The organism is Rhodoferax sp. SPJ21, from assembly GCF_058216335.1.
Window position 1 is genome coordinate 273,514 of sequence record NZ_JBYZMO010000001.1, and the last position, 24,315, is coordinate 297,828.

Here is a 24,315-nt window from a genome sequence, read left to right on the forward strand (position 1 = left end):
ACATCATGGCATGCAAAACCCGCGCCACAACCCTGCCAAGAACCGCCTCGTACTGCCCGCACTGCTGGCCTGTTATGTCATCTGGGGCTCGACCTACCTTGCCATCCACATGGCCTTGCCCAGCTTTCCGCCGTTCTTCCAGATGGCAACACGCTTTCTGGCCGCAGGCGGCCTGCTGATGGCATGGCTGTGCCTGCGCGGCCATGCGCGGCCCACACGCACCGAATGGCGCAACGCCGTGCTGGTCGGCATTTTGATGCTGGGCGGCGGCATGGGGCTGACAGCCCAGGCCTCGGTGCACATAGGCTCAGGCCTGATCGCCACCTTTATTGCCATCGTGCCCATGATGACCAGTGGCTGGGGCCTGTTGTTCGGACAGCGCCCGTCGCGGCTGGAGCTGGCAGGCATGCTGACCGGCCTGGTCGGCGTGTGCGTGCTGGTACAGGGTGCCAGCTTTTCTGCGGCGCCCGTGGGCCTGCTGTGCATCATCGGCGCCACGCTGACCTGGTCGCTGGGCTCGGTACTGTCCACCACCCGCCTGCCCCTGGCCAAAGGGCCGATGGGCTTTGCCAGCCAGATGCTGTGCGGCGGCGCCGCCCTGCTGCTGGTGTCCCTGGCGCTGGGCGAACACATGGTGTGGCCGCCCACGCTGGAAGCCAGCGCTGCCTGGCTGTACCTGGTGCTGGCCGGCTCGCTGGTGGCCTTCAGCGCCTACATGTACCTGCTGGCCCATGCCAGTTCTGCCGTGGCCACCAGCTATGCATTCGTGAACCCCTTGATTGCGCTGTTTCTCGGGGTTGTGCTGGCCGGTGAGGTGGTCATGGCCAAGGAATGGCTGGCCTGCGGCATCATCCTGCTGGGTGTGGTTTTTATCCTCGTGGCGGGCCAAAAATCCCCCAAACACTGAAAACCTCATCCGCTGGGCAGCTTTACACGGAAAAACACGGCGCTTCAGAGGTAAAAATATGCGTTCTGCCTAGGAAACCCGTTTTTTCTCCAGTAGCATCACGGCCTACCGGTGGAGAAGCTGTTTTTCGCTGGTGAATATTCAACTCCAAGAAGGACCGTCCGTCATGGCAACTGCGAAAAAAACCCCGGCTAAAGCCGCCGCTCCTGCAAAGAAAGCTGCACCTGCAGCCAAAGCCGCTCCGGCCAAAGTAGCCGCCAAGGCAGCGCCTGCCAAGAAGGTCGCTGAAGCCGCTCCCAAGCGCGCTGTCAACGCCGCTTTCATGAAAGCCCTGACCCCCAGCGCCGCTCTGGCTGCCGTGGTCGGTGCAGCACCGCTGCCACGTACCGAAGTGGTCAAGCAACTGTGGGTCTACATCAAGAAGCACAAGCTGCAAAACGAAGCCAACAAGCGCAACATCAAGTCCGACGCCAAGCTCAAGGCTGTGTTCGGCAAGGACGAAGTCACGATGTTCGAAATGGCTGGCCTGATCGGCAAGCACCTGAAGTAATCGGCCCACGGCCATTACAAAAAGCCGCAGCAATGCGGCTTTTTTTGTTTGTGCCAGGGATTCTCTGCATGACTCTGGCGAGGATGTGGTGGTGCGGATCGGCTTGGGGTGGTGTAACCTTTTCCGGCCTGGCCGGTATAAGAGCCATATCGACAACGAGGCAACTATGAAACGCTGGCTCAAAAATAACCGTGGCTTCCTGGCATTTGTACTGTGCCTGGGCCTGTTCCGCACGGTCATGGCCGACTGGAACCCCATCCCTTCGGGCTCCATGCGCCCCACTTTGCTAGAAGGCGACGTGGTCCTGGTCAACCGCCTGGCCTACGACGTGAAGCTGCCCCTGAGCGACACCAGCCTGGCCCCTACTGGCCAACCCCAGCGCTTTGACGTAGTCACCTTCAGCTCGCCAACCGATGGCGTGCGTCTGATCAAACGCATCGTCGGCCTGCCCGGCGACGTGGTGGAGATGCGTGATGAAGTGCTCTACATCAACGGCATGGCAGCCCAGTACGACCCACTGCACACCAGCGAAAGCCTGAACGGCGCCTACCACCCGCTGCAGCTTTTGCCCGACACACCTGCGCTGCGCAATTTTGGCCCGGTCGCCGTGCCACGCGACCAGTACTTCATGCTGGGCGACAACCGCGATAACAGCGCCGATTCACGCTACATCGGCACCGTGCCGCGCAAGCTGCTGATTGGCAAGGCCCACCACATCCTGGTGTCGGCCAATATCCTGGACCACTGGCAGCCCCGCCTGGACCGCATAGCCCGCACCGTCCAGTAGTCCGCGTCCACAGTCTCGCCCTTGACCCCCGCACTGTTGCAACGCATTGCCGCCGGCGATACGCGGGCCTTTGCCGCACTGGTGGAGATGCACCAAGGCCCGCTGTTCGGCTTTCTGGGCCGCATGGGCTGTCTGCAGGCACAAGCGGAAGACCTGGCGCAAGAAACCTTCCTGCGCGCCTGGACGCAGCTGCCCCGCTACCAGCCCGATCGGGCCCAGTTCAACACCTGGCTGTTCACGATTGCCCGCAACCTGGCCTGCAACGCACTGCAGAGTGCGGCGCAGCGGCATGAAACCCCTGGCGAGGCCCTGCCCGAGGTGGCCTGCACGCAACCCAACCCCGAACACACGCTGGACCAGCTGCAGCAAAGCGCCCGCCTGCAGGCCGCGCTGCGCCAGCTGCCCATTGCCGACCGCAGCGCGCTGGCCCTGGTGTATGTGCAGGACCTGGCCCTGGCCGATGTGGCCCGTATAGAAGGCGACAGCCTGGCCGCCATCAAGACCCGCCTGCACCGGGCCAAACAACGGCTGCGCGCCTTGCTGGCCAATGACACGGAGAAGCCCTATGACTATTCCCATGACAGATCCCCTGACCGATCCCATGACTGATACCGATCTGGACACCCTGCTGCAGCGCGAGTTGCTACAGCCACCACCCGACTTTGCGCAGCGCGTGCTGCGGCAACTGCCGCGCCAGCCTATACCTGTTGCGCCAGCCAGGCAGCCCACGCTGTGGTCGCGCCTGCGCTGGCTGCTGGCTGCCACCGGACTGCTGGGTGGTGGCGTGCTGGGCCTGAGCCAGGCCGGCGGCTTTGTCTTGGGCCTGTGGCTCGGTGCCGCAGCCTTGTAAACCTGTTGAAGGAGTCCCCATGCCCTCTATCTCCATGACCCCACGCCGCCCACTGGTGGCGGCGCTGGCCTCGCTGGTATTGCCCGGCTTTGGCCAGCTCTACAACGGCGCGCTGAACCGTGGCATCTGGCTGTTCCTGGTGTTTGCGCTGCTGTGCATTCCCGGCGTGGCCCTGGTCGCGCTGTACCTGCCCAGCAGGCTGATGCTGCCCACGCTGCTGCTAGGCCTGGGCCTGACCCTGGCCGTCTGGGCCTACAGCGTGTGGGATGCCTGGCGCGGCGCGCAGCGCCACCCCGGTGGCCCGGCCCTGGCCTGGCAGCAAAGCGGGGTGTACGCGCTGGTGTTCGTACTGTGCGATCTGCTGGCCCTGCCCCTGCTCAGCCTGTACGTGCGCCAGCACCAGGTGGAGCCCTTCTACATCCCCTCCAGCAGCATGGAACCCAGCGTGCGCAGGGGCGACCTCATTTGGGCCGACAAACGCTACAACTGCCCCGGCTGCCAGCAGGGAGTGCACCGTGGCGACATCGCGGTGTTCGCCTACCCCAACGACCGCAGCGTGCGCTACATCAAGCGCGTAATCGGCCTGCCCGGCGACCACATCCAGATCGACGGCCAGCAGATCTGGGTCAACGGCCAGGCCCTGCGGCACGCGCCACCCGCGCCCGGCAGCACGACGGTGACCGAATCCATAGGCCCGCGCCAATGGCAGGTGCAGTGGCAGGCGCCAGCCACGCAAACAAGCTCGCAGCCCGACCCGAACCGTGCCCCGCACGCCCCGCAGACCAGCGCCGACCTCACCGTGCCCGACGGCCAGGTCTTCGTACTCGGCGACAACCGGCTGGCCAGCACCGATTCGCGCAGCTTTGGAACCGTGCCCATGCAGGACATCCTGGGCCGCGCCCGGCAGGTATGGTTCTCCAGGGACAGCCAAGGCGTGCGCTGGGAGCGCCTGGGCCTGGTTCTGGACCAAGCATCAAAATAGCCTCTAGCGCATATATCTTCTGCGCAAGCAGCTACCAATTCAATAGCAAACCATTAAATCAGGTTGCGCATGGCCTGGGCAGTTTCACGCAGCACCGGCAGCACCCGGGCCACGGCATCCGCGCCCGACTCGTGGCCCATGGGCATGGTGACGCTGAGGGCGCCCACGGCATCGCCGTTGCGGTCGCGTAGCGCCACAGCGACCCCCCGGTACTTCAGCTCCAACTGCTGCTCCGACAAGGCCCAGCCCTGCTGGCGTATTTGCGCCAGGGTCGTTAGCAACATGCCCTTGTCGGTGATGGTGTGGGTGGTGTAGGTCTTCAGCTCATGGCCGGCCAGCCATTCCTCCAGCTGCGCAGGCGTGCGCAGGGCCAGCATCTGCATGCCGGCGGCCGTGATCTCGGCCTGCACCCGGCCACCCAGCACATAGCCGGTGTTCATGGCCCGCGTGGGGCCGTTGCGGGCGATGTAGACGATGTCGTCGCCGTCCAGCACGCTGAGGTAGGCCACCTCCATGGTGCCGGCCGTGATGCGCTGCAAAAACGGCTGCACGATGCGCGGCAGGCGGGCCGACTCCAGATAGCTCTGCCCCAGCCTTAACACCCGTGGCGTCAGCCAAAACAGCTTGCCATCGGTTGCCAGATAGCCCAGGTGCGACAGCGTTAGCAAATAGCGCCGTGCCGCCGTGCGCGTCAGCCCGCAGCGCTGCCCGACCTGGGTGGCGGTCATGCGCGGATGGGCATCGTCAAACGACTCCATCAGGCCCAGCCCTTTGTCCAGGCCGGCGATCCAGTCGCGGCGGGCCAGCGGGGTTGCATTGTCGGTTTCTGTTGGCATGTGTTAACCCTAGTTACGTTTAATTATCGCACCCATGTGTCCATTAATCGCGCATTTAAGCTTTGCAAAAAATCCGCTGCACCGGCGGCTACCCTACATTCCACCCCCATCAACACCCCATTCATGCCCGCGCCGACCTGACCATGCCCAACGCCGATATCCGCACCGCCATGCCGACCATCAACGGCCACACCGATGTGTATTTCATCGTTGGCGATCCGGTGCAGCAGGTGCAGGCGCCCACCACCTTCAACCGCATCTTCAGCCTGCTGGGCATCAACGCGGTGCTGGTGCCGGTACACATTGCGCCGGCGGACCTGCAGAGCTTTGTAGCCTCGGCCTTCAAGGCGCCGAATATCAAGGGCGTGTGGGTCACCATTCCGCACAAGGCGCCCATGCTGTCCTGGCTGGACAGTTGCAGCGACCTGGCGAAGATGGCCGGTGCCGTCAACGCAGTGCGCCGCAACGCCGATGGCAGCCTGGAAGGCGGCCTGTTCGATGGCGAAGGTTTTGTAGCCAGCCTGGACTACTTCCAGATCCGCTACCAGGCACGCCGCGTGCTGATGCTGGGTGCGGGCGGCGCGGCGGCGGCCATTGCCGCATCGCTGGCCCTGGCCGGTGCGTCGGCCCCGGCAGAAATTGCTTTCTTCGACCCCGCCCCGGGCCGCGCAGCCAGTGCCGCACAGCGCATGGCAGCCCTGTCACCCGTGCCCTTGGTGGCTGCGGCCAGCAACGACCCCGCAAGCTACGACCTGGTCATCAACGCTACACCGCTGGGCATGCAGGCCAGCGACCCGATGCCCTTCGACGTAGCCCGCATGGAGCCGCAAGCGGCGCTGGTAGACATCCTGATGAAGAACCAGCCCACGCCAGCAGTGCGTGCCGTGCGCGCCCGTGGCCTGGTGGCCGAACCCGGCTTTGAAATGATGATCCAGCAAACCCATTGCTATCTGGACTTCTTCGGCTTCCATGCTGCAGCGCAGCACGTACGCCAGGATGCCAATTTTTTGCGCGAACTTATCTATCCAAGCGAGTTGTTGGATGAAATACGCCGCTAAATTACCGTAAGCTTTCAGCCCAACCCGTTCCCGCAACCCCCCTCCAGGAGACAGTGCATGCAATCCCAGTTCCAAAAACGATTTGCTCTTAAACTCATAGCAGCCTGCGCAATCGCAGCAAGCGCTAGCGGCGCATTCGCCCAAGCAACTATCAAGCTGGCGAATATCGTTGAGCTGTCCGGTGGCGGCGCCACGGCAGGCACCAACTTCAAGAACGGCGTGGAGCTGGCCGTCAAAGAAATCAACGCCGACGGTGGCGTGCTGGGCAAGAAGTTCGAAACCATCACCACCGACACGCAAAGCAACCCCGGCGTGGCCAAGGGCTTGACCCAAAAAGCCATCGACAACGATGTGTTCGCGATCTTCGGCCCGGTGTTCTCCGGCTCCATCATGGTGAGCATGGCCGAAAGCCGCCGTGCCGAGGTGCCCAACTTCACCGGCGGTGAAGCGGCTGCCATCACCAAGCAAGGCAACCCTTACGTTTTCCGCACCAGCTTCACGCAAGAGACGGCTATGCCCAAGGTGGCGCGCTACATCAACCAAACCGTCAAGGCCAAGACCCTGGCGGTGATCTTCGTGAACAACGACTTCGGCAAGGGTGGCCTGGACTCCATCAAGAAGGCCCTGGCCGGTACCGACACCAAGATCGTCGCCGAAATCTCTTCCGACAGCGGCCAGGTGGACTTCACCGCACCTGTGCTGAAAGCCAAGCAGGCCGACGCAGACGCCCTGTTCGTCTACACCAACGAAGAAGAATCCGCCCGTGCCCTGCGCGAGCTGAAGAAGCAGGGCTGGAGCAAGCCCATCATCGGCGAAACCACCCTGACCGGCCAAAAAGTGATCGACCTGGCCGGCGAATCCGCCAACGGCGCCATCGCCCACGTGGGCCTGACCGTGGATGCGCCTATTCCGTCGATCCGCGCCTTCAGCGCCAAGTTCGAAAAGGCCTACGGCTATGTGTCGGACCACAACGGCATGAAGGGCTACAGCGGCGTGTATGTGCTGAAGGCTGCGATTGAAAAGGTCGGCAAGCTGGACCGCAAGGCCGTGGCTGCTGCACTGCACGGCCTGAAGGTCACCACCGACAAATACCCAGGCGTACTGATGAATGTCGAGTTCGACAAGAACGGTGACCTGGACCGCGAAAGCTTCATCGTCCAGGTGAAGAACAACAAGCAGGACGTGATCGCCATCGTGCCGCCGCTGAACGCCTCCAACGTCAACGTCAAGACCCCTGCGGCGAAGAAGTAAACCCCGGTCAGACACTGCCCCACCCTCTCCCGCGCGGGAGAGGGCAGAAAAAAAGTGCCCCACCCACGGCTGTGGGTGCGTACAACATCTCCAGGAGACCCTCCCGTGACCGACTTCCTCCAACTCTTCTTCAGTGGCCTGGCCACCGGGGGCATCTATGCGCTGGCCGCACTCGGCTTCACGCTGCTATGGCAAGCCGCCGGCACCATCAACTTCGCCCAGGGCGAGTTCGTCATGCTGCCCGCCTTCATGATGCTGGCCTTCATCAACATGGGAGCGCCCTTCCTGGTCAGCTTCCTGCTCACCTGCATATTGGCTACCGCCGTACTCGGCTGGGCCTTCAAACGCGGCATCGTGGACCCGCTGTTCAAGTTCGGCATGATGCCCATCGTGGTGGCCACCATCGGCCTGTCGATTGCCATGCGCAACGGCATGCGCGCCGGCTACAGCGCCGAAGCCCACCCCTTCCCCAGCCTGTTTGCCGACAAGCTGTTCAACATTGCCGGCGTCACCATCACCATGGCCGACGTCGGCACCCTGGTGCTGGCCTTGCTACTGGTGTTCGGCACCCAGGCCTTTCTGAACAAGACCATCACCGGCCGCGCCATGCAGGCAGTGGCGCAAAACACCGAGAGCGCCAGCGTGCTGGGCATCAATGTGCCGCGCATGATCTTCTACACATTCGCCATCAACGCCATCCTGGCCTGTGCAGCCGCCGTGCTGATCACGCCGACCTACCTGGCCAAGTTCGACATGGGTGAAAGCCTGGGCAACAAGGCCTTCTTCGCGGCCATCATCGGCGGCTTCAACAATTCGCGCGGCGCGCTGTTGGGCGGGCTGATTGTGGGCGTCTGCGAAAACCTGGCCGCCGCTTATATCTCGCCGGCCTACAAGGACGCCGTGGCGCTGGTGATTTTCATGGTGGTGATCCTGTTCAAACCCCAAGGTCTGCTGGGCAAAAAAGAAGAGAGAAAAGTATGAAAAAGACCACTCTCATTTCCATAGCAGTAGCCGCAGTATTTCTGTGCGCCACACCGCTTTTTCTTAAAAATTACGGCATTTACCTGCTGACCACCTGGCTGATCTTCGTGATGGCCACCATGGGCCTGAACCTGACCGTGGGTTACGCCGGCCAAAAGTCGCTGGGCCACGCCGCCTTCTTTGGCATCGGCGCCTACACCATGGCGCTGGTGCTCAAGGCCGGCTTCAGCTGGTGGCTGGGCATTCCGGCGGCAGCGGCACTGTGCTTTGCTGTCGGCCTGGTGCTGGGCTTCCCGGCGCTGCGCGTGCAGACCATCTACCTGGCGTTTGCCACCCTGGGCTTTAACACCGCTGTCTGGCTGGTGATGCGCAACGAGGAATGGCTGACCGGCGGTACCTTCGGTATCAACGACATCGCCCGCCCCGAATTCGCCAACGCCAACCTGAACTACTACTACCTGGTGCTGGGCTTTGCCGTAGTGCTGGCGCTGCTGCTGTGGGGCCTGCTGCGCTCGCCCTGGGGCAAGGCCTTCACCGCGCTGCGCGACAACCCGATCCGCGCGGAAAGCCTGGGTATCAACATCCGCCGCTACACCCTGCTGTCGTTTGCCATCGGCGCGGCCTACGCAGGCATTGCCGGCGCGCTGTTTGCCTCGCTGGTGCAGTTCATCGAGCCCGCTCCGTTCGCGGTAGGTGCATCCATCATGATGTACCTGATGGTGGTGGTGGGTGGCCCCGGCTACTTCCTCGGCCCCATCGTCGGCGCGGCCGTGGGTGTGGTCGTACCCGAGTGGCTGCGTGACGTGCCCGGCGTGTCCGACTGGTATTTGCCGCTGTTCGGCGCCGCCGTGGTGCTGCTGATGGTCTGGCTGCCCGATGGGCTGCTGAGCCTGCCCGACCGTATGAAGGCGAAAAGACAATCCAAAGAAGCCAGCGCTGCCCGCGCTGCCGCAGGAGCCAAACCATGAGCCAGTCCCTGTTAAAAGTCACCGACCTGAAGAAGGCCTACGGCGCGATCCAGGCCGTGGGCGGCGTCAGCTTCCAAGTCCAACCGGGCGAAATCTTCGGGGTGATTGGCCCGAACGGCTCCGGCAAGACCACCCTGTTCAACAGCATGCTGGGCCAGATCACACCCGACACCGGCAAGATCGAACTCAACGGCGAAGACGTGACCCATTGCGGCCCGCTGGAGCTGAACCGCAAGGGCGTGGGCCGTACCTTCCAGACGCTGCAGGTGTTTGGCAAGATGAGCGTGCGCGACAACCTGATCGTGGCCGCCCAGGAGCACCACGGCAGCATGTTCAGCCGCATGTTCGCCCCTAGCGACTCCGGCCTGGGCGCCAAGGCCGACGAGCTCATCAAGCGCTTCCGCATCGCGCATGTAGCCGACAAAAAAGCGGGCGAACTCAGCTACGGCCAGCAAAAACTGGTGGACATTGCCATGGCCTTTATGAGCGAGCCCGACCTGGTGCTGCTGGACGAACCCTGCGCCGGCGTGAACCCCAGCCTGGTGGGCGGCATCTCCACCCTGCTGAAGGACCTGAACCGGAATCCTGCCAGCGGCAAGAAGAGCAGCTTCGTGGTCATCGAGCACAACATGGACTTCGTGATGGACCTGTGCCACCGCATCATGGTGATGGTTGAAGGCAAGGTCATGGCCATCGGTACACCGGCCGAAATCCGTGGCAACAAGCAGGTGCTGGACGCCTACCTCGGAGCATAAAAATGAGCGATATTTGCATTGAATTTGACGACGTGGTGGCCGGGTACAAGGACTTCATGATCCTGAACAACCTGAGCTTCAAGGCCAAGACCGGCTCCATCACCCTGCTGCTGGGCCCCAACGGCGCCGGCAAGTCCACGGTGCTGAAGACCCTGTTCGGCCTGCTCAAGCCGCGCCAGGGCACCATCAAGCTGCACGGCGAAAGCATCGGCGGCGCCACGCAAAAGGAACTGCTGGCCAAGGGCATCGCCTTTGTGCCACAGGGCCGCAATCTGTTCGGCCAACTGACGGTGTGGCAGAACCTGGAGCTGGGTGGCATCACCATCGGCAAGGAGCTGACGCACGCGCGCATCCCCGAGGTGCTGGAGTTCTTCCCCCGCGTCAAGCAGCGCATGAACAGCATGGCCTCGGCCCTATCAGGTGGCGAGCAAAAGCAGCTGGAAATCGGCCGCGCCCTGCTGCTGCGCCCCAAGGTGATTTTGATTGACGAGCCCAGCATCGGCCTATCTCCCATGGTGGTGGGCGATGTGTTCAAACTTCTGCGCAAGCTGGCCGACCAGGGCACCACCGTGCTGATGGTGGAACAAAACGTGAAAAGCGCTCTCAAAATCTCTGACGAAGCGATTGCACTGGAATCGGGCCGCCTGGTGCTGCAAAAACCGGCATCCGAATTGCTTGCCGATCCGAACATTGAACGACTATTTTTGGGTGGGGCGCACGCAGCGCCTGCACCAGCCGCTATTTAATCAGGAGCAACCTAGCTATGAGTGACTTACTCGTCAACGACAGCCGCGAGCCACTGCAGGCATCGTTCAGCGATGCAGCCAACCCCTTGGGGCTGGACGGAATCGAGTTCGTCGAATACTCCACACCCAAGCCCCAGGCCCTGGGCCAGGTGCTGGAAATGATGGGCTTCAAGCCCGTGGCGCGGCACCGCTCGCGCGAGATTCAGCTGTACCGCCAGGGCGGGCTGAACATCGTGGTCAACGGCCACCCCAGCGATGCCCAGGGCGCCGGCCATGGCAGCGAATCGCCCACCATCTCGGCCATCGCGCTGCGCGTGCGCGATGCCCGTGCCGCCTACCACTATGTGTTGGAGCGCGGCGCCTGGGAGGTGCCCACCCACGCCGAGGTGATGGAGCTGAACATCCCCGCCATCCACGGCGCGGGCGGCAGCCGCATCTACTTTGTGGACCGCTACAACGAGTTCTCTATCTACGACGTGGACTTCATCCCAATTCCTTCGGTGGACCAGCACCCTGCAGCCACCGCCGGCCTGCACTTCTTCGGCGTGGTGCAGTACATCGGCCCCGAGCGCAGCTACGACTGGATCGAGTTCTACAACGCGCTGTTTGGCCTGGAGCTGATCCCTGACGAGCAACGCTTCGGCATCATGCCCAAGGGCAAGCTGCTGCGCAGCCCCGCGCTCTCCGAAGGCAGCAGCTTCATGCTGCAGCTGATCGAGCCTGAGGTGAATGTGATCGACGTGAATGAACGCCTGCAGCGCATCGGCCTGGGCGTGCCCGACGTGCTGGCTGCCGTGGCCGAGTTGCGCAAGCTGGGTGTGGAATTTGTCGAAACCCAGGCCACCCACACCGAGAGCCGTGGCGCCATCACCAAAACCTATCTGGGTTCCGTGGTGTTTGAATTGGTCCATAGCGAGAAAGCACTATGAAGGCCCACGCCATCCAAGGCTTCGGCATGGACACCATCACCCTGGCCGGGCCGTTGAAAGCCAAGCTCAAGGCCATGGTGGATGCCGGCTTCACCCAGGTGATGCTGAAGGCCAACGACATCGTCGGCCACCCCGACGGCATGGAAGCCGCCGTGGCCGAGGTCAAGGCCAGTGGCCTGCGCGGCACCGGCTTCCAGGTGCTGCGCGACTTTGAGGGCCTAAGCGGCCACCTGCACGAATACAAGATCGACATCGCCAAGGCCATGCTGCAGATGTGCGCGGCGCTGGACTGCAAAGTGCTGCTGGCCTGCTCGTCCACCTCGGCCCACGCCACCCAGGACCTGGACCACATCGCCAAAGACCTGCGCAAGCTGGCCATGCTGGCCGTGCCCTACGGCATCCGCATCGCGTTCGAAGGCCTATCCTGGGGCCGCACCATCAACGAGTTCACCACCGCCTGGGACGTGGTCTGCCGCGCCGACTGCCCCAACCTGGGCATAGGCATTGACTCGTACCACATCCTCGCCGCCAAGACCCCGCTGGACGAGATCGACTACCTGGACCCGTCCAAAATCTTCCTGGTGCAGCTGGCCGACTTCATGTGGCAAGAGACCCGCACCTTTGAAGAGCGCATGACCACCGCCCGCACCTTCCGCGTGTTCCCCGGCGAGGGCGTGCACAGCGAGCAACTGGTGGACTTGGTGCTGCGCCTGGACAAGCTCGGCTACCGGGGCGACTACAGCTTCGAAGTCTTCAACGACGACTACGTCAACATGCCCCTGCCCATGGTGGCCGCCCGCGCCCGCAAGAGCGCACTATGGCTGAGCGAAGACGTGCTGCGCCGCTCCACGCCGCTGCCCAACGACATGCGGCTGAAGCAACGCAGCTGAGGCCTCTGGTTCAGAGCCCAAACAGCGGCTGGCGCAGATAGCATCTGCGCCAGCCGCTCCTTTTTGCATAGCAGAACTTACCCATATACTGCGCACGCTCTACTTCCCCAACTCCAGTGCCCACACCCGCCATCGCCGCGCTGCGCAGCTGCGCCACCCGACATCTCACGCCCTGCGGCGACGGCCACACCGTCTGGCACCAATGGGGAGCCAGCAATGGCGACCAGCGCCCGCTGCTGCTCTTGCATGGCGGCAGCGGCAGCTGGACGCACTGGGTGCGCAACATCGACGCCCTGGTAGACGCGGGCCACCAGGTATGGGTGCCCGACCTGCCCGGCTTTGGCGACTCCGCCCTGCCCCCGGGCGGCATGGATGCCGACGTGATCGCGGCGCCACTGGAAGCTGGCCTGCAGCAGCTACTGGGCACGCAGCCGGTAGACGTGGTGGGATTTTCATTCGGCGGCATGGTGGGCAGCTTTCTGGCCGCCGACTACCCGGCGCGGGTGGCACGCCTGGTGGTGGTCGGCGCCGTCGGCCTGGGCCTGGTGCCGCGCAGCACCGTGCGGCTCAAAGGCTGGCGGCATCTGCAGACCGAGGACGCACGCGACGCCATCCACCGCTTCAACCTGGCCGCCCTCATGCTGCACCAGCCCGAAGCCATAGACGCGGATACCCTGGCCCTGCACAAGGCCAATGTGCAGCGCGACCGCCTGCCCGCGCGCCGGCTGTCCAACACCGATGTGCTGAAGCAAAACCTGCTGCGCGTGGCATGCCCGGTGTCGGCCATCTATGGCCGCGAGGACGCGCTGTACGTCGGCCACCAAGACCTGCTGCAAGCCAGCCTGCAAGCCCTGCCGCAGTTTCAGCAATTTGTGTGGATAGACCATGCCGGACACTGGGTGCAGTACGAGCGCGCAGAGGCCTTCCACAGCGTTCTGCTGCAGCTGCTGCCTCCTATACTGGGCGAATGAACGAACCCGACCATTCGCGCAGCAAGGCCAAGGACGCACGCACCACGTCGCGCACCAACAACCCAGACCGCACGCGCGAAAACATCATCGAGGTCGCCACCCGCGAGTTCTCTGAAAAAGGCCTGGCCGGCGCCCGCGTGGACGTCATCGCCGACACCACGCACACCAGCAAGCGCATGATCTACTACTACTTCGGTAGCAAGGAAGGCTTGTACATCGCCGTGCTGGAGGCCGCCTACAGCCGCATCCGGCAGATCGAATCAGAGCTGCACCTGGAAGACCTGGAGCCCGAGCAGGCCCTGCGCACCCTGGTGGCCTTCAGCGTGGACTACCACTATGCCAACCCCGCATTCGTGCGCCTGGTGATGAGCGAGAACATGCAGCGCGGCGAATTCCTGGCGCAAAGCACATCCATCCAGCAGCGCAACGAACCGGCCATCGAAGCCATCACCGCCGTGTACCAGCGTGGCGTCGCAGCAGGCGTATTCCGCAGCGGCCTGGACCCGGTGGACCTGCACATGTCCATCAGCGGTCTGAGCTTTTTCAACGTGGCCAACAACCACACTTTTACCCTGATCTTCCAGCACACACTGGACAGCCCCCAGGCCATGGCCCTGCGGCGCAACAGCATCGTCGAAATGGTGCTGCGCTATGTGAAGGCCTGAGCCCGGTTGGGCCAAGTCAGGCCCACCCGTTTCGCCGTAGCTTGGCGATGCTGAAAAACCCGTCCTAGTTGCCAGCGGCCAGGCGCTGGTCGATCCAGGTGAAGGCGTTCAGCACGTCGTAGTTGCCGGCGTGCCCCTGGTCCCAATGTAGGGCAAAGTCGACGTCCTTGACCTTGGTGTCCGCCTTCAGGGCGCGGCTGATGTTGTAGGCCACGGTGAAGGACGTATCGCGGTCCCGCGCGCCAACGCGGACGCGCCAGTGTGTCGTAATGCCATCGGTCTTGCCTACATAGGCCAGCGCATTAATCATCTTGTACTGATTCAGCAGATATGCCTGCTGGGGATTGGCCGCCCAGGTGTAGCCGGTATTCGCCAAGCCCACATCGCTTTGCGCGGCATTAACTGCGTCCCCGCCGTTGTTGTTGTTCCACGCGTACTCGGTGAAGTTGGAATACACCTGGGCAGCGGTGCCGAACAAATTGGATTCACCACCGCTGTAGTTGCCATAGACGGTGGTGCCCGCGTGCGTGGTGTCGGCTGTCGCGGTAGCTGCGAGTGCGGCGGTTTGACCGACCTGGTCAAAAGCCGGCACGGCCTTGAGCCGGGACTGCTTGGCCACGAACTTCAAATAGTTCGACATATTGAAGTTAATAACCGTACCGCTCGAATCCACGTTGATGAAATCGTTCTTGTAGTACAGCGTTCCGCTTCCACCGGCCACACCATTGGCTGCAGCACTGCCGTACGCGTTGTAGGCAACGAATGTCTTGCCCGCCTTGACATAAGTGCTGGCTGCATTCTTGATCTCTGTCTGCAGGGCGGCCAGCATGTTGTCGGTGGTCAGTACCGTACCGTCGTCGTTTTTCAAACCCAGGCCGGCTTGGTATGTCACGAACTTGTTCATCAAAGCGGTGCTGCCGGCGGGGTCCGGGTTCGAGGCACGGACAAGCTCATTACCGCTTGCATCGACGATCAACCCCGCTTTCTGATCCGTCGAAACCAGCGTGCGTGTATCCAGCACATTGAACATCCATTCGTAAGCCAGGTCGGCACTGCCCATGTCCTGGATGGGACAGTAGGCCACGACGGCGTATACCTTGTCACTGATCGAACTCTTGCCGCTGGTGTCGACACCGGCCGCGCCAACGGCCTTCAGGTAGGGCAGATAGTCCACGCTGTCGCCCGTGGCGCCGAGTTGCGTGCTCTGCGCGCCACCACCGCTGGTGCCGTTCACCACGATGCGGCTGGCGCTGCCCGGCATGAGGCTGTCATTCAGGCGCAAATAGCGCACGGCGGCTTTGGCGTCGACGATGGCGGCTGGCGCCTTGCCCTGGTAGATGCCGTCGTCGTAGACGCCAGCGGGGGCCACCGCGCCACGGCTGCGCGAGGCCATGTTGATATAGACGAAACCACGGGCCAGCGCCGCGCCCTTCTTGTCGGTGTCGCTATTGCTGACATACGTGCCGCCGTTGACGATGTCGGCCCCGGCGTAATTGCTGTTGGTGATGGGGTCCGTGCCGTTCCAGCCGCCCTTGCCCCCCTGGTAGCTGGCCAGCCAGCCGGCGTTGTTGACGTTGAGCAAAATGGCGTTGTCTTGCTTGGCCGCGTCGACCTCACGCACAAAAATGTTCATATTCTGGTAGCCGCAGCTCTGGTTATCCACCGCACCGGCGGATTGTGTCGCCGCCAGTTGCATGGGCTTGCCCACATAGCAAACTTCGCGGTACCAGCGTACCGGCGTGCTCACGCCGTCGAGAGTGACCGTAATCGTCGTGTACTTTGTCTTATCGAAAGCCAGCTGGCTGTCATATACACCGGGGCCAGCGGTAGTGGACGCAGCGCTGCCGCCGCCGCAGGCCGTTATCAGGCCCGTAACCGATATCGCGGCGATGGAGGCCGCAAGTGCGCGCCGTTTGAATTGTGTGTGCATGCTTGTCTCTTTAATGAAGTGATTGAACGTGGGCTCTTCAGGGTCCGACGTGCCGGCTCTAGCCGCTCTTGTGCTCATGTTGGGGTCGCAGGTCAGCGGTTGGCTGGCCTTTGTCGTCATGGAAGACAACGCGTGGGTGCTGCGCCGCCTCTGAAACTCTTGCAAACCTGGGGCTGAGTGGCCTGGCGCGTGGCCTTCTTTGCTTCGAGTCAATGACATGAAGGGGCACTGTACGCAGCCGACGCGCGCCGCAGAAGATGCCGCGTTCAGGGGCGCGATAACCCCCAAGCATCATGGTTTTCCATAGGCATCCATGGGATGGCATCGCAGGCCTTAACCGCCGTTATCGAGGAGAAGTCCGCCTGGACAGCAAGGCGAACCTATGGCGCAAAACACCACCATCCCGCTGCGCAACAGCGGCGTCGAAATCGTCCTCGTTACCTGCAGAAACAAGCACCCGCGCGGGTGCAGCAGCTGGGGCTAGCCCACGGCCTTGATCAAGCCGTCACGCCCGGCCTGCACCAGCATGGACGCCACCGCACAGGACGCCAGCCGGGCCGGCTCCGAGTCCGCCCGGCTGGTCAGGATGATGGGCACCTTGGCCCCCAGCACAATGCCTGCGGCATAGGTCCCGGCGAGAAAGGTCAGGCTTTTGGCCAGCATATTGCCGGCATCCAGGTCGGGCACGATCAACACGTCGGCCTGGCCGGCCACGGGCGAGGTGATGCCCTTGATGCGCGCGGCGTCCATGTCAATCGCGTTGTCCATGGCCAGGGGGCCGTCCAGCTGGGCACCGGTGATCTGGCCGCGCTCGGCCATCTTGCACAGGGCCGCCGCATCGATGGTGGACGGCACTTTGGAGCTGACGGTTTCCATCGCCGACAGCACGGCCACGCGCACCGGCGACACATGCAGCGCATGGGCCAGGTCGATGGCGTTTTGCACGATGTCCACTTTCTCGTCCAAACCCGGCGCAATGTTGATGGCCGCATCCGAAATGATCAGCGGCCGGGGGTGGCCGGGCACGTCCATCACAAAACAATGGCTGATGCGACGCGACGTGCGCAGCCCCCCTTCGTGCTTGACCACAGCCGCCATCAACTCGTCGGTATGCAGGCTGCCCTTCATCAGCGCGTCCACCTCACCGCGCAGAGCCATGGCCACTGCCACGTCGGCCGCTGCATGGCTATGGGGTGCGTCCACCATCTGCAAGCCGCTCAGGTCCAGCTGCGCCTGCTGCGCAATCGCCTCCAGCCTGGCGCGCGGCCCCACCAGCAGCGGCGTGATCAAACCCAGGCGGCTCGATTCCAGCACCGACTGCAAAGACACATCGTTGGCTGGGTGCACCACGGCCACCCGCAGCGGGGGCCGCTGGCGGGCAGCGGCGATCAGCCTGTCGTAGTGGGGGTGGGAACTGGGGGCAGCAGCGGTGGCAGTGGAGGAATCAGGCATGGGCATAATTGAAATGAAGAACAGGAAGCTCACAGGCATGGGCTGCCAATCATGGTACTGCCATACACCCACCCCTTAGTGACACACATCCCATGGCGCTCACGACCCACAGCGATCTCATCGCGGTAGCCAACGCCGGCTCCTCCAGCCTGAAGTTTTCGCTCTATGAATGGCATGAAGGCAACGCGCTCACGCTGCTGATGCGCGGCCTGGTCGAAGGCCTGGGCACGGCACCGCACTTCGTCGCCAAAAGCCCCAGCGGCAGCATCCTGGGTGAACGCGCGCTGGACCCTGGCGCAGCACTGGGCCACGACGCCGCACTGCACCACGTCATCGAATTCGTACGCGATCTGGTGCCGGACATCCAGCTGCGCGGTATCGGCCACCGGGTGGTGCACGGCGGCCTGACGCACGCGCAACCCGTGCAGGTCACGCCGGCCGTGCTGGAAGATTTGCAAGCCCTGTCGCCCCTGGCGCCGCTGCACCAGCCGCACAATCTGTCGCCGATACGCCTGGCCTTTGACGCGCTACCGGGCGTGCCGCAAGTCGCCTGCTTTGACACCGCATTCCACCGCGCCCATGCCGAAGTCGCGCAGATGTACGCCCTGCCCTACGCCCTGCACGAATCCGGCGTGCGCCGCTATGGCTTCCATGGCCTGTCCTATGAATACATTGCCTCGCGCCTGCCCCAGGTAGCCCCTGCACTTGCGCAGGGCAAGGTCATCGCGCTGCACCTGGGCAACGGCGCCAGCCTGTGCGCCCTGGAAGGCGGGCGCAGCGTGGACAGCACCATGGGCTTCACCGCGCTGGATGGCCTGCCCATGGGCACCCGCTGCGGCGCGGTGGACCCCGGCGTGCTGCTCTACCTGCTGCAAGCCAAGGCCATGGACGCCGAGCAGGTGGAATCCATGCTCTACCGCGCATCGGGCCTGCTGGGCGTATCGGGTATTTCCAGCGACATGCGTGTGCTGCTGGCCAGTGATGCGCCCCGGGCGCAGCTGGCTGTGGATCTGTTCGTCTACCGCATCCTGCGCGAGATCGGCTCCCTGGCGGCCGCACTGGGGGGCGTGGATGGCATTGTCTTCACCGGCGGCATTGGCGAGAACGCGGCCGAGATACGCCGCCGCGTCGTCGAAGGCCTGGCCTGGCTGGGCTTCAGCCTGGATAGCCAGGCCAATGGTGCTGGGGGGCCCTGCATCTCTGCTGCGGGCAGCGCCCGCGCGGCCTGGGTCATTCCCACCGACGAGGAATGGATGATTGCAAGCCATACCGTCCAGCTGCTGGGTGTGCGCCCGGAGCAAGTCTCCGCCTGAGCCCATCTTCACACCACCAGCGTTTTAGGCCTACAGCGCAGTATGTACCTGCGCAAGCGGCTATCAATTCAGTAGCATCACGCGCAACCGCAGATCAGCGCCCCACCATGTTGCCGGGCACCACCCACTGGTCAAACTGCTCGCCCGTCACATGGCCAGACGCCACAGCCGCCTCGCGCAGGCTGCTGCCCTCCTTGTGCGCTTTTTTGGCGATGAAGGCGGCCTTGTCGTAGCCGATGTGGGTGTTCAGCGCCGTCACCAGCATCAGTGAGCTGTTCACCAGCGCGGTGATGCGCTCGCGGTTTGGCTCTATGCCCACGGCGCAGTGGTCGTTGAAGCTGACCATGCCGTCGGCCAACAGGCGCACGCTCTGCAAGAAGTTGTGCGCCACCATCGGGCGAAACACGTTCAGCTCGAAGTTGCCGGACGCACCGCCGAAGTTGATGGCCACGTCGTTGCCGAACACCTGGGCCGCCAGCATGGTCAGGGCCTCGCTCTGTGTGGGGTTGACCTTGCCCGGCATGATGCTGGAGCCGGGTTCGTTCTCCGGGATGCTCAGCTCGCCGATGCCGCTGCGCGGGCCGCTGGCGAGCCAACGCACATCGTTGGCTATCTTCACCAGGCTGGCAGCCAGGGTTTTGAGCGCGCCATGGGCATGCACCAGCGCGTCGCAGCTGGCCAGGGCTTCGAACTTGTTGGGTGCCGTCACAAACGGCAGGCCGGTCAGGCGCGCCAGCTCGGCGGCGGCCTGCTCGGCATAGCCCTTGGGCGCATTCAGCCCGGTGCCCACCGCTGTGCCGCCCAGCGCCAGTTCACACAGGTGCGGCAAGGCCGCCTGTACATGGCGCGCGCCATGTTCCAGCTGGGCCACGTAGCCCGAGAATTCCTGGCCCAAGGTCAGTGGCGTGGCGTCCTGCAGATGGGTGCGGCCGATCTTCACGATGTCAGCAAAGTCGGCGGACTTCTGGGCCAGCGTGGCGCGCAGCTTTTCAATCGCTGGCAGCAGCTTGTGGGTCAATGCGTCCACCGCCGCCACGTGCATGGCGGTGGGGAATACGTCGTTGCTGGACTGGCTGCGGTTCACGTCGTCATTGGGGTGCACCAGCCGGCCCTCGCCGCGCTCGCCGCCCAGCAGCTCACTGGCGCGGTTCGCCAACACCTCGTTGACGTTCATATTCGTCTGCGTGCCCGAGCCGGTCTGCCACACCACCAGCGGGAATTCGTGCGGATGCCGGCCGGCAATCACCTCGTCGGCGGCCGCCACGATGGCCTGGGTTTTCTGCGCATCCTGCAGGCCCAGCGCGTGGTTCACCACCGCAGAGGCCCGCTTGACCTGGGCCAGCGCGCGGATGATTTCACGCGGCTGCTGCTCGCCCGAAATGTCGAAGTTCTGCAGCGAACGCTGGGTCTGCGCGCCCCACAGTTTGTCGGCCGGCACAGCTATGGGGCCGAAGGTATCGCGCTCGGAACGGGTGGGGGTGTGCATGGGGGGCGGGGCGGGCCAATGCCGCAGGTGTGGAAGGTCGCAAATAGTAGCAATGACCCGCATAACCACGGAGCGGGTGCGGCTGCCTGGCGAAAACGCGGGATCAGCATTTGAGCCATAAAAAAAGCTTCTAGCGCAGTAACCACCTGCGCCAGAAGCTCCTATTTATATAGCAACCAAGCCCCCACAAACAGGGGCTGTGCGGGCGCTTAACCCAGCTTGATAGCCACCGGGTCGGCCGTCAGGTAGCCCACAGCAGCGCCGAAGCGGTCCTTGTAGTTGGCGCGCACCAGCGGGTCCAGCACGGCTTGCACCTTGCCGTGCAGCGGGGGCAGCCAGTCGCCGGCGTGCTGGAAGTTGCTCATCACATAGGTCCAGCCGTTGATCTCGTCCACCGCGTGCAGGCCGGTGGATTCAGCGCCGGCGGGGGTGGACAGCACGCGGCTCAGCGCCTTGGTGTCCACGTTGTAGGCCCACAGGTAGTTGTTGACGTGCAAGCTGGTGTCTTCGCCGATGAACAGGGTGCGCAGCTTTTCCGAGAACTTCAGGTTGTCGGGGTTGGCGATCTTGTCGATGTGGGCCAGGTTGCCCATAGAGTCGGCGGCAATGTCCTCACCGGCCAGCAGGGTCTTGGTGGCGGTAGGCACCCATTCGCTCTGGATGGCGGCGCCCAGGATGTCTTTTTGGCCGCCGGCCAGCTTGTGCTCGACCACGGCGCCGGCCACCAGGGCCTTGCTGACGGCGATGCCGCTGCCAGCCGTCCAGCCCTTGCCGCCCTTGACCATGGAGTTCTGGATGTAGGACAGCGCAGAGTAAGCCACCTTGTCCTTGATGTTGACGGTGGTGCCTTCCATCTTGGTGAAGGCCATGGTGCCGCCCATCACACCGGCGTAGCGGTGGGTTTCCAGGAAGGCTGCGGCTTTTTCCATGCCGGGCTTGACCTTGACCCAGTTGGCCACGCCGTCGATGAAGACCTGGGTGAAGCTGGCGTCCTTGGGGTCGGCCTTGCGCACGTCCATGATGTCGGCGGGCTTCAGGGTGTTGGCCATTTGCTCGATCTCGGCGCTGGTGGCATGGCCCAGCTTGATCCAGTACACGCTGGCACCGGCAGCGGCCGGGTCCACCGAGAAGCCGGAATCCAGGCTGGCCACGTACAGCGTGCCGGCGGACAGGTCTTTTTCCTTGTCGGCCACGAACATGAACAGGCCGCCGTTGGTGAAGTCATCGCCCATCAGCGCCGTGCGGTTGTCGGGCATGACCTGGATCAGCTCGTGCGAAATACGGCCCAGGCAGTAATGCTTTTTGATGGAGCCGGTGCCGTCGGGGTTGACGGTCACTTCCGGCAGGTGGCCGTAGTGGTAGGGGTTGGCCTTGTTTTCGTCGCCAAACAGGTTCTTGCTGAAGGTCTTGAAGTGCTTGACTTCGTCGATGAAGGGCGCGTTGGGCTCGTATTCTTCGCTGGACAAATGGGTGTTCCAGGGCGACAGGCTGGCGCCGCAGGTGATCCACAGGCCGTGGGCGCTGGAGGTGTCCACGTTGTGGTACTTCACCAGGCTGAGCTTGCCGGTCTTTTGGTCCTGGTCCAGGGTCAGCACGGCGATGGGCGACGGCAGCGTGCCGTAGGCATCGGCACCGGCCTGGTCGCGGGTGGTGTATTCAAACTGCACCACAGCAAACACGGCCTTGCCCTGGATGCCGGGAACATTCGCATTGGGCAGGCTCAGCATCGAGGAGCCATCCGGGCAGTCCGAGTAGAAATGGCGTTCCTTGCCGGCCACCGACTTGTCCAGAATCGGCTGGTTGCGGATGTCGAAATAGCCACCGGCCAGCACCTTGCCGCCCTTGCCGTCCGGCACCATGTCGCCGGTCACAAAGAAAGGCTGGTAGGCCAGCTTGTAGCTTTGCGTGGTGTTGTCTTTGTAAGTGATGTTCAGGGTCGAGCCCACGGCCATGGTCGCCATGGCGGCCGGGTTGGCCAGCGTGGGTGCGGCCATGCCGGTGAAGCTGGCAGACGCAAAGCCTGCCGTGCTCGGCGCCGTGGTGGCGCAGCCCGACAGCAACGACGTGGTGGCGAAAGCGCCCAAGGGCAACATGGGCGCGGTGACCAGGAATTTCAGGGCACTGCGGCGCGAAGCAAGGTTCAATTCAGACATGGAGACTTCCGTGGGTTTATGAGATTCGGCAGCGTTGCAGCAGCAGGCGTGCAACACATGTAACCGGAATCATAGGAAGCGCATGTGTCAGTTTTTTGACTGTCACAACCCAGGCTGAACCAACCGGTTTATAAAAAATAGGCCGCTAGCGCAAGCAAAACCTACGATTGCAGCTATTCTTTATATAGCATTCACCAAGACTGATGGCTAAACCTTGAAGGCATCCACAGCCGTTTGCAAACGGTCCACCTGCTCCGCCATGGCCGTGGCCGCCGAGGCGGTTTCATCGACCAGCGACGCGTTTTGCTGCGTCACCAGCTCCAGCTCCATCACGGCCTGGTTGACGTGCTCAATACCATCGCTTTGCTGCACCGACGCGTCCGTCATTTCAGCCAACACACCGGTGACCTGCTGAACGGCCTGCACAATTTCCTGCATGGTGCGGCCTGCCTGCCCGACGCGCAGAGAGCCACTTTCTACCTGGGCGACGGAATTGCCGATCAGCCCCCGGATCTCTTTGGCGGCTTCGGCGCTGCGCTGGGCCAGGTTGCGCACCTCACTGGCCACCACCGCAAAACCCCGCCCCTGCTCACCCGCGCGCGCCGCTTCTACCGCCGCATTCAGGGCCAGGATGTTGGTCTGGAAGGCGATGCCTTCGATCGCACCGATGATGTCCACAATTTTCTTGGAGCTGGCGCTGATCGCGTCCATGGTTTCCACCACCTCGCCCACCACGGCGCCGCCGCGCAACGCGATCTGTGACGCATTGCCCGCCAGTCCGTTCGCACTCTGGGCCCGCTGCGCGTTTTCACGCACCGTAGCGGTGAACTGCTGCATGCTGGAAGATGTTTTCTGCAGCGAAGACGCCTGGGACTCTGTGCGCTGCGATAGATCGGCATTGCCCTGCGCGATCTCGTGAGAGGCCACAGTAATCAAGCCCGCCGCGTCCTTGATGCGCGACACCAGATCGCTGAGCTTGGCCTCCATATCGCCCATGGAGCCGAGCAAGCGGCCAAACTCACCACCGTCTTGCACCTCAAACTTCTGGCTGAAGTCACCTGTGGCGATGGCCTCTGAAAGCAGGACAGCCTGGTTCAGCGGCCGCACAATGCTGCGCCCCATCGCAAACGCAGCGCCGCTGCCCAGCAGCAAGGCCGCCAGCCCCAGGCCCAATAGCAAACTGCGGGTGGTGCGGATACGCTGCAGCACGTACGCCGCATCGGCATCGGCCTGCTCTTTCTGCTTACCCACCAGCGCTTCTACCTGGGCTTGCATGGCATCCAGGGTGGGCAGGGTCTGCTCCTTGGATTCTTTGCGCGCATCGGGCAGCTCTTCTTCCGCAATGGAATGCAGCAGCTTGGCAAACGAGTCCGCATGCTTCTTGCGGTTGGCTTCGATTGCCGCCACCATGGCGCCGCCTTCAGTCGAGCCCTCCAGCCGCGCCAGGGTTTGCAAAGCATCGGCGATCTGCTTCTTTTCGCCTTCGATGTCTGCCACCGTCTTGTCTTCCTGCGCCTTGTCCACTGCAAAGAACAGCTCTACGGTACGCCGCGCAATGGTCCGGGTCGCCACGTTGATGCGGGCAGCCGCCGCTGTTTTGACAAAACCCTCGTCCACCATGCGCTGGTTGATCTGCCCCAGGTCGCCCAGGCGCACCCAAGCCACCGCGATGACCAGCGCCAGTAACGCCAGCACCAAGCCAAACACCAGATTCAACCGGGTCATGACTTTCATGTGGTTAAAGATTTGCATGAGCCCTCGATTCTGAAAATTAAAACAAAGTACCAGCCCGCGCTTGGATGCCAAGAACGTTAACCCATCGCAACAGAGATAATCCTAGGGTTTCCCCACAACT

23 protein-coding genes are annotated in these 24,315 nt (G+C 63.2%); 17 read left to right on the forward strand and 6 right to left on the reverse strand.

The window, feature by feature from the left end; genetic code table 11:
• Positions 1-10 precede the first annotated feature (10 nt).
• From yedA to lepB (AC4BBN_RS01175), 6 genes are all read left to right on the forward strand, one after another.
• Positions 11-907 (forward strand): drug/metabolite exporter YedA, encoded by an 897-nt coding sequence (yedA, locus tag AC4BBN_RS01150; protein ID WP_490590119.1) that lies wholly within the window; start codon positions 11-13, stop codon positions 905-907.
• A 166-nt stretch (positions 908-1,073) separates the two neighbouring features.
• Complete coding sequence (locus tag AC4BBN_RS01155) at positions 1,074-1,457, forward strand: SWIB/MDM2 domain-containing protein (RefSeq protein ID WP_490590120.1); 384 nt, start codon at positions 1,074-1,076, stop codon at positions 1,455-1,457.
• A 166-nt stretch (positions 1,458-1,623) separates the two neighbouring features.
• On the forward strand, positions 1,624-2,244 hold the full coding sequence (lepB, locus tag AC4BBN_RS01160) for a signal peptidase I (protein WP_490590121.1): 621 nt from the start codon (positions 1,624-1,626) through the stop codon (positions 2,242-2,244).
• A gap of 21 nt (positions 2,245-2,265) precedes the next feature.
• Entirely contained in the window at positions 2,266-2,853 is a 588-nt protein-coding gene (locus tag AC4BBN_RS01165; protein WP_490590122.1) for an RNA polymerase sigma factor, read from the forward strand.
• Positions 2,846-3,094: a hypothetical protein gene (locus tag AC4BBN_RS01170; protein WP_490590123.1), complete on the forward strand. Its 249-nt coding sequence runs from the start codon at positions 2,846-2,848 to the stop codon at positions 3,092-3,094. Before AC4BBN_RS01165 ends, AC4BBN_RS01170 begins: the two co-directional genes overlap by 8 nt.
• A 19-nt stretch (positions 3,095-3,113) precedes the next feature.
• Positions 3,114-4,076, forward strand: a complete 963-nt coding sequence (gene lepB, locus AC4BBN_RS01175; RefSeq protein WP_490590124.1) for a signal peptidase I — start codon at positions 3,114-3,116, stop codon at positions 4,074-4,076.
• 53 nt (positions 4,077-4,129) lie between these two features.
• On the opposite strand, the gene AC4BBN_RS01180 is transcribed toward lepB (AC4BBN_RS01175), so the two are convergent.
• Positions 4,130-4,912 carry an IclR family transcriptional regulator domain-containing protein gene (locus AC4BBN_RS01180; RefSeq protein WP_490590125.1) on the reverse strand — a complete coding sequence of 261 codons (783 nt, stop codon included), beginning with the start codon at positions 4,910-4,912 and terminating at the stop codon, positions 4,130-4,132.
• A 143-nt stretch (positions 4,913-5,055) separates the two neighbouring features.
• Between AC4BBN_RS01180 and AC4BBN_RS01185 the strand changes: the two genes are divergently transcribed.
• The 10 genes from AC4BBN_RS01185 to AC4BBN_RS01230 all read left to right on the forward strand — a co-directional run bounded on the left by AC4BBN_RS01185 (position 5,056) and on the right by AC4BBN_RS01230 (position 14,126).
• Positions 5,056-5,970, forward strand: a complete 915-nt coding sequence (locus tag AC4BBN_RS01185) for a shikimate dehydrogenase family protein (protein WP_490590126.1) — start codon at positions 5,056-5,058, stop codon at positions 5,968-5,970.
• A 57-nt stretch (positions 5,971-6,027) separates the two neighbouring features.
• Positions 6,028-7,221, forward strand: coding sequence for an ABC transporter substrate-binding protein (locus tag AC4BBN_RS01190; RefSeq protein ID WP_490590127.1), 1,194 nt, complete (start codon positions 6,028-6,030; stop codon positions 7,219-7,221).
• A 105-nt stretch (positions 7,222-7,326) separates the two neighbouring features.
• The gene (locus AC4BBN_RS01195; protein WP_490590128.1) at positions 7,327-8,202 is read left to right on the forward strand and encodes a branched-chain amino acid ABC transporter permease; all 876 of its coding nucleotides are present in this window, start codon (positions 7,327-7,329) and stop codon (positions 8,200-8,202) included.
• Positions 8,199-9,170 (forward strand): branched-chain amino acid ABC transporter permease, encoded by a 972-nt coding sequence (locus AC4BBN_RS01200; protein WP_490590129.1) that lies wholly within the window; start codon positions 8,199-8,201, stop codon positions 9,168-9,170. The genes AC4BBN_RS01195 and AC4BBN_RS01200 overlap by 4 nt, the downstream gene beginning before the upstream one ends.
• On the forward strand, positions 9,167-9,925 hold the full coding sequence (locus AC4BBN_RS01205) for an ABC transporter ATP-binding protein (RefSeq protein ID WP_490590130.1): 759 nt from the start codon (positions 9,167-9,169) through the stop codon (positions 9,923-9,925). Before AC4BBN_RS01200 ends, AC4BBN_RS01205 begins: the two co-directional genes overlap by 4 nt.
• A gap of 2 nt (positions 9,926-9,927) precedes the next feature.
• Positions 9,928-10,671 carry an ABC transporter ATP-binding protein gene (locus AC4BBN_RS01210; RefSeq protein WP_490590131.1) on the forward strand — a complete coding sequence of 248 codons (744 nt, stop codon included), beginning with the start codon at positions 9,928-9,930 and terminating at the stop codon, positions 10,669-10,671.
• 17 nt (positions 10,672-10,688) lie between these two features.
• Positions 10,689-11,600: a VOC family protein gene (locus AC4BBN_RS01215; RefSeq protein WP_490590132.1), complete on the forward strand. Its 912-nt coding sequence runs from the start codon at positions 10,689-10,691 to the stop codon at positions 11,598-11,600.
• The gene (locus AC4BBN_RS01220; protein WP_490590133.1) at positions 11,597-12,490 is read left to right on the forward strand and encodes a sugar phosphate isomerase/epimerase family protein; all 894 of its coding nucleotides are present in this window, start codon (positions 11,597-11,599) and stop codon (positions 12,488-12,490) included. The genes AC4BBN_RS01215 and AC4BBN_RS01220 overlap by 4 nt, the downstream gene beginning before the upstream one ends.
• Before the next feature lie 116 nt (positions 12,491-12,606).
• Complete coding sequence (locus AC4BBN_RS01225; protein ID WP_490590134.1) at positions 12,607-13,461, forward strand: alpha/beta fold hydrolase; 855 nt, start codon at positions 12,607-12,609, stop codon at positions 13,459-13,461.
• Positions 13,458-14,126, forward strand: a complete 669-nt coding sequence (locus tag AC4BBN_RS01230) for a TetR/AcrR family transcriptional regulator (RefSeq protein ID WP_490590135.1) — start codon at positions 13,458-13,460, stop codon at positions 14,124-14,126. Before AC4BBN_RS01225 ends, AC4BBN_RS01230 begins: the two co-directional genes overlap by 4 nt.
• A 64-nt stretch (positions 14,127-14,190) precedes the next feature.
• Here AC4BBN_RS01230 and AC4BBN_RS01235 read toward each other — a convergent pair whose 3' ends face one another.
• Positions 14,191-16,056: a subtype B tannase gene (locus tag AC4BBN_RS01235; protein WP_490590136.1), complete on the reverse strand. Its 1,866-nt coding sequence runs from the start codon at positions 16,054-16,056 to the stop codon at positions 14,191-14,193.
• 480 nt (positions 16,057-16,536) lie between these two features.
• Positions 16,537-17,508 carry a bifunctional enoyl-CoA hydratase/phosphate acetyltransferase gene (locus tag AC4BBN_RS01240; protein WP_490590137.1) on the reverse strand — a complete coding sequence of 324 codons (972 nt, stop codon included), beginning with the start codon at positions 17,506-17,508 and terminating at the stop codon, positions 16,537-16,539.
• A 92-nt stretch (positions 17,509-17,600) separates the two neighbouring features.
• Between AC4BBN_RS01240 and AC4BBN_RS01245 the strand changes: the two genes are divergently transcribed.
• Positions 17,601-18,821, forward strand: coding sequence for an acetate/propionate family kinase (locus AC4BBN_RS01245; protein WP_490590138.1), 1,221 nt, complete (start codon positions 17,601-17,603; stop codon positions 18,819-18,821).
• 94 nt (positions 18,822-18,915) lie between these two features.
• Here AC4BBN_RS01245 and fumC read toward each other — a convergent pair whose 3' ends face one another.
• The 3 genes from fumC to AC4BBN_RS01260 all read right to left on the reverse strand — a co-directional run bounded on the left by fumC (position 18,916) and on the right by AC4BBN_RS01260 (position 24,212).
• A complete protein-coding gene (gene fumC / locus AC4BBN_RS01250) occupies positions 18,916-20,307 on the reverse strand; it encodes a class II fumarate hydratase (RefSeq protein ID WP_490590139.1) in 1,392 nt (463 codons plus the stop codon).
• A 209-nt stretch (positions 20,308-20,516) separates the two neighbouring features.
• Complete coding sequence (locus tag AC4BBN_RS01255; protein ID WP_490590140.1) at positions 20,517-22,460, reverse strand: PhoX family protein; 1,944 nt, start codon at positions 22,458-22,460, stop codon at positions 20,517-20,519.
• Between the two features lie 207 nt (positions 22,461-22,667).
• The gene (locus AC4BBN_RS01260; RefSeq protein ID WP_490590141.1) at positions 22,668-24,212 is read right to left on the reverse strand and encodes a methyl-accepting chemotaxis protein; all 1,545 of its coding nucleotides are present in this window, start codon (positions 24,210-24,212) and stop codon (positions 22,668-22,670) included.
• Between the last annotated feature and the right edge of the window lie 103 nt (positions 24,213-24,315).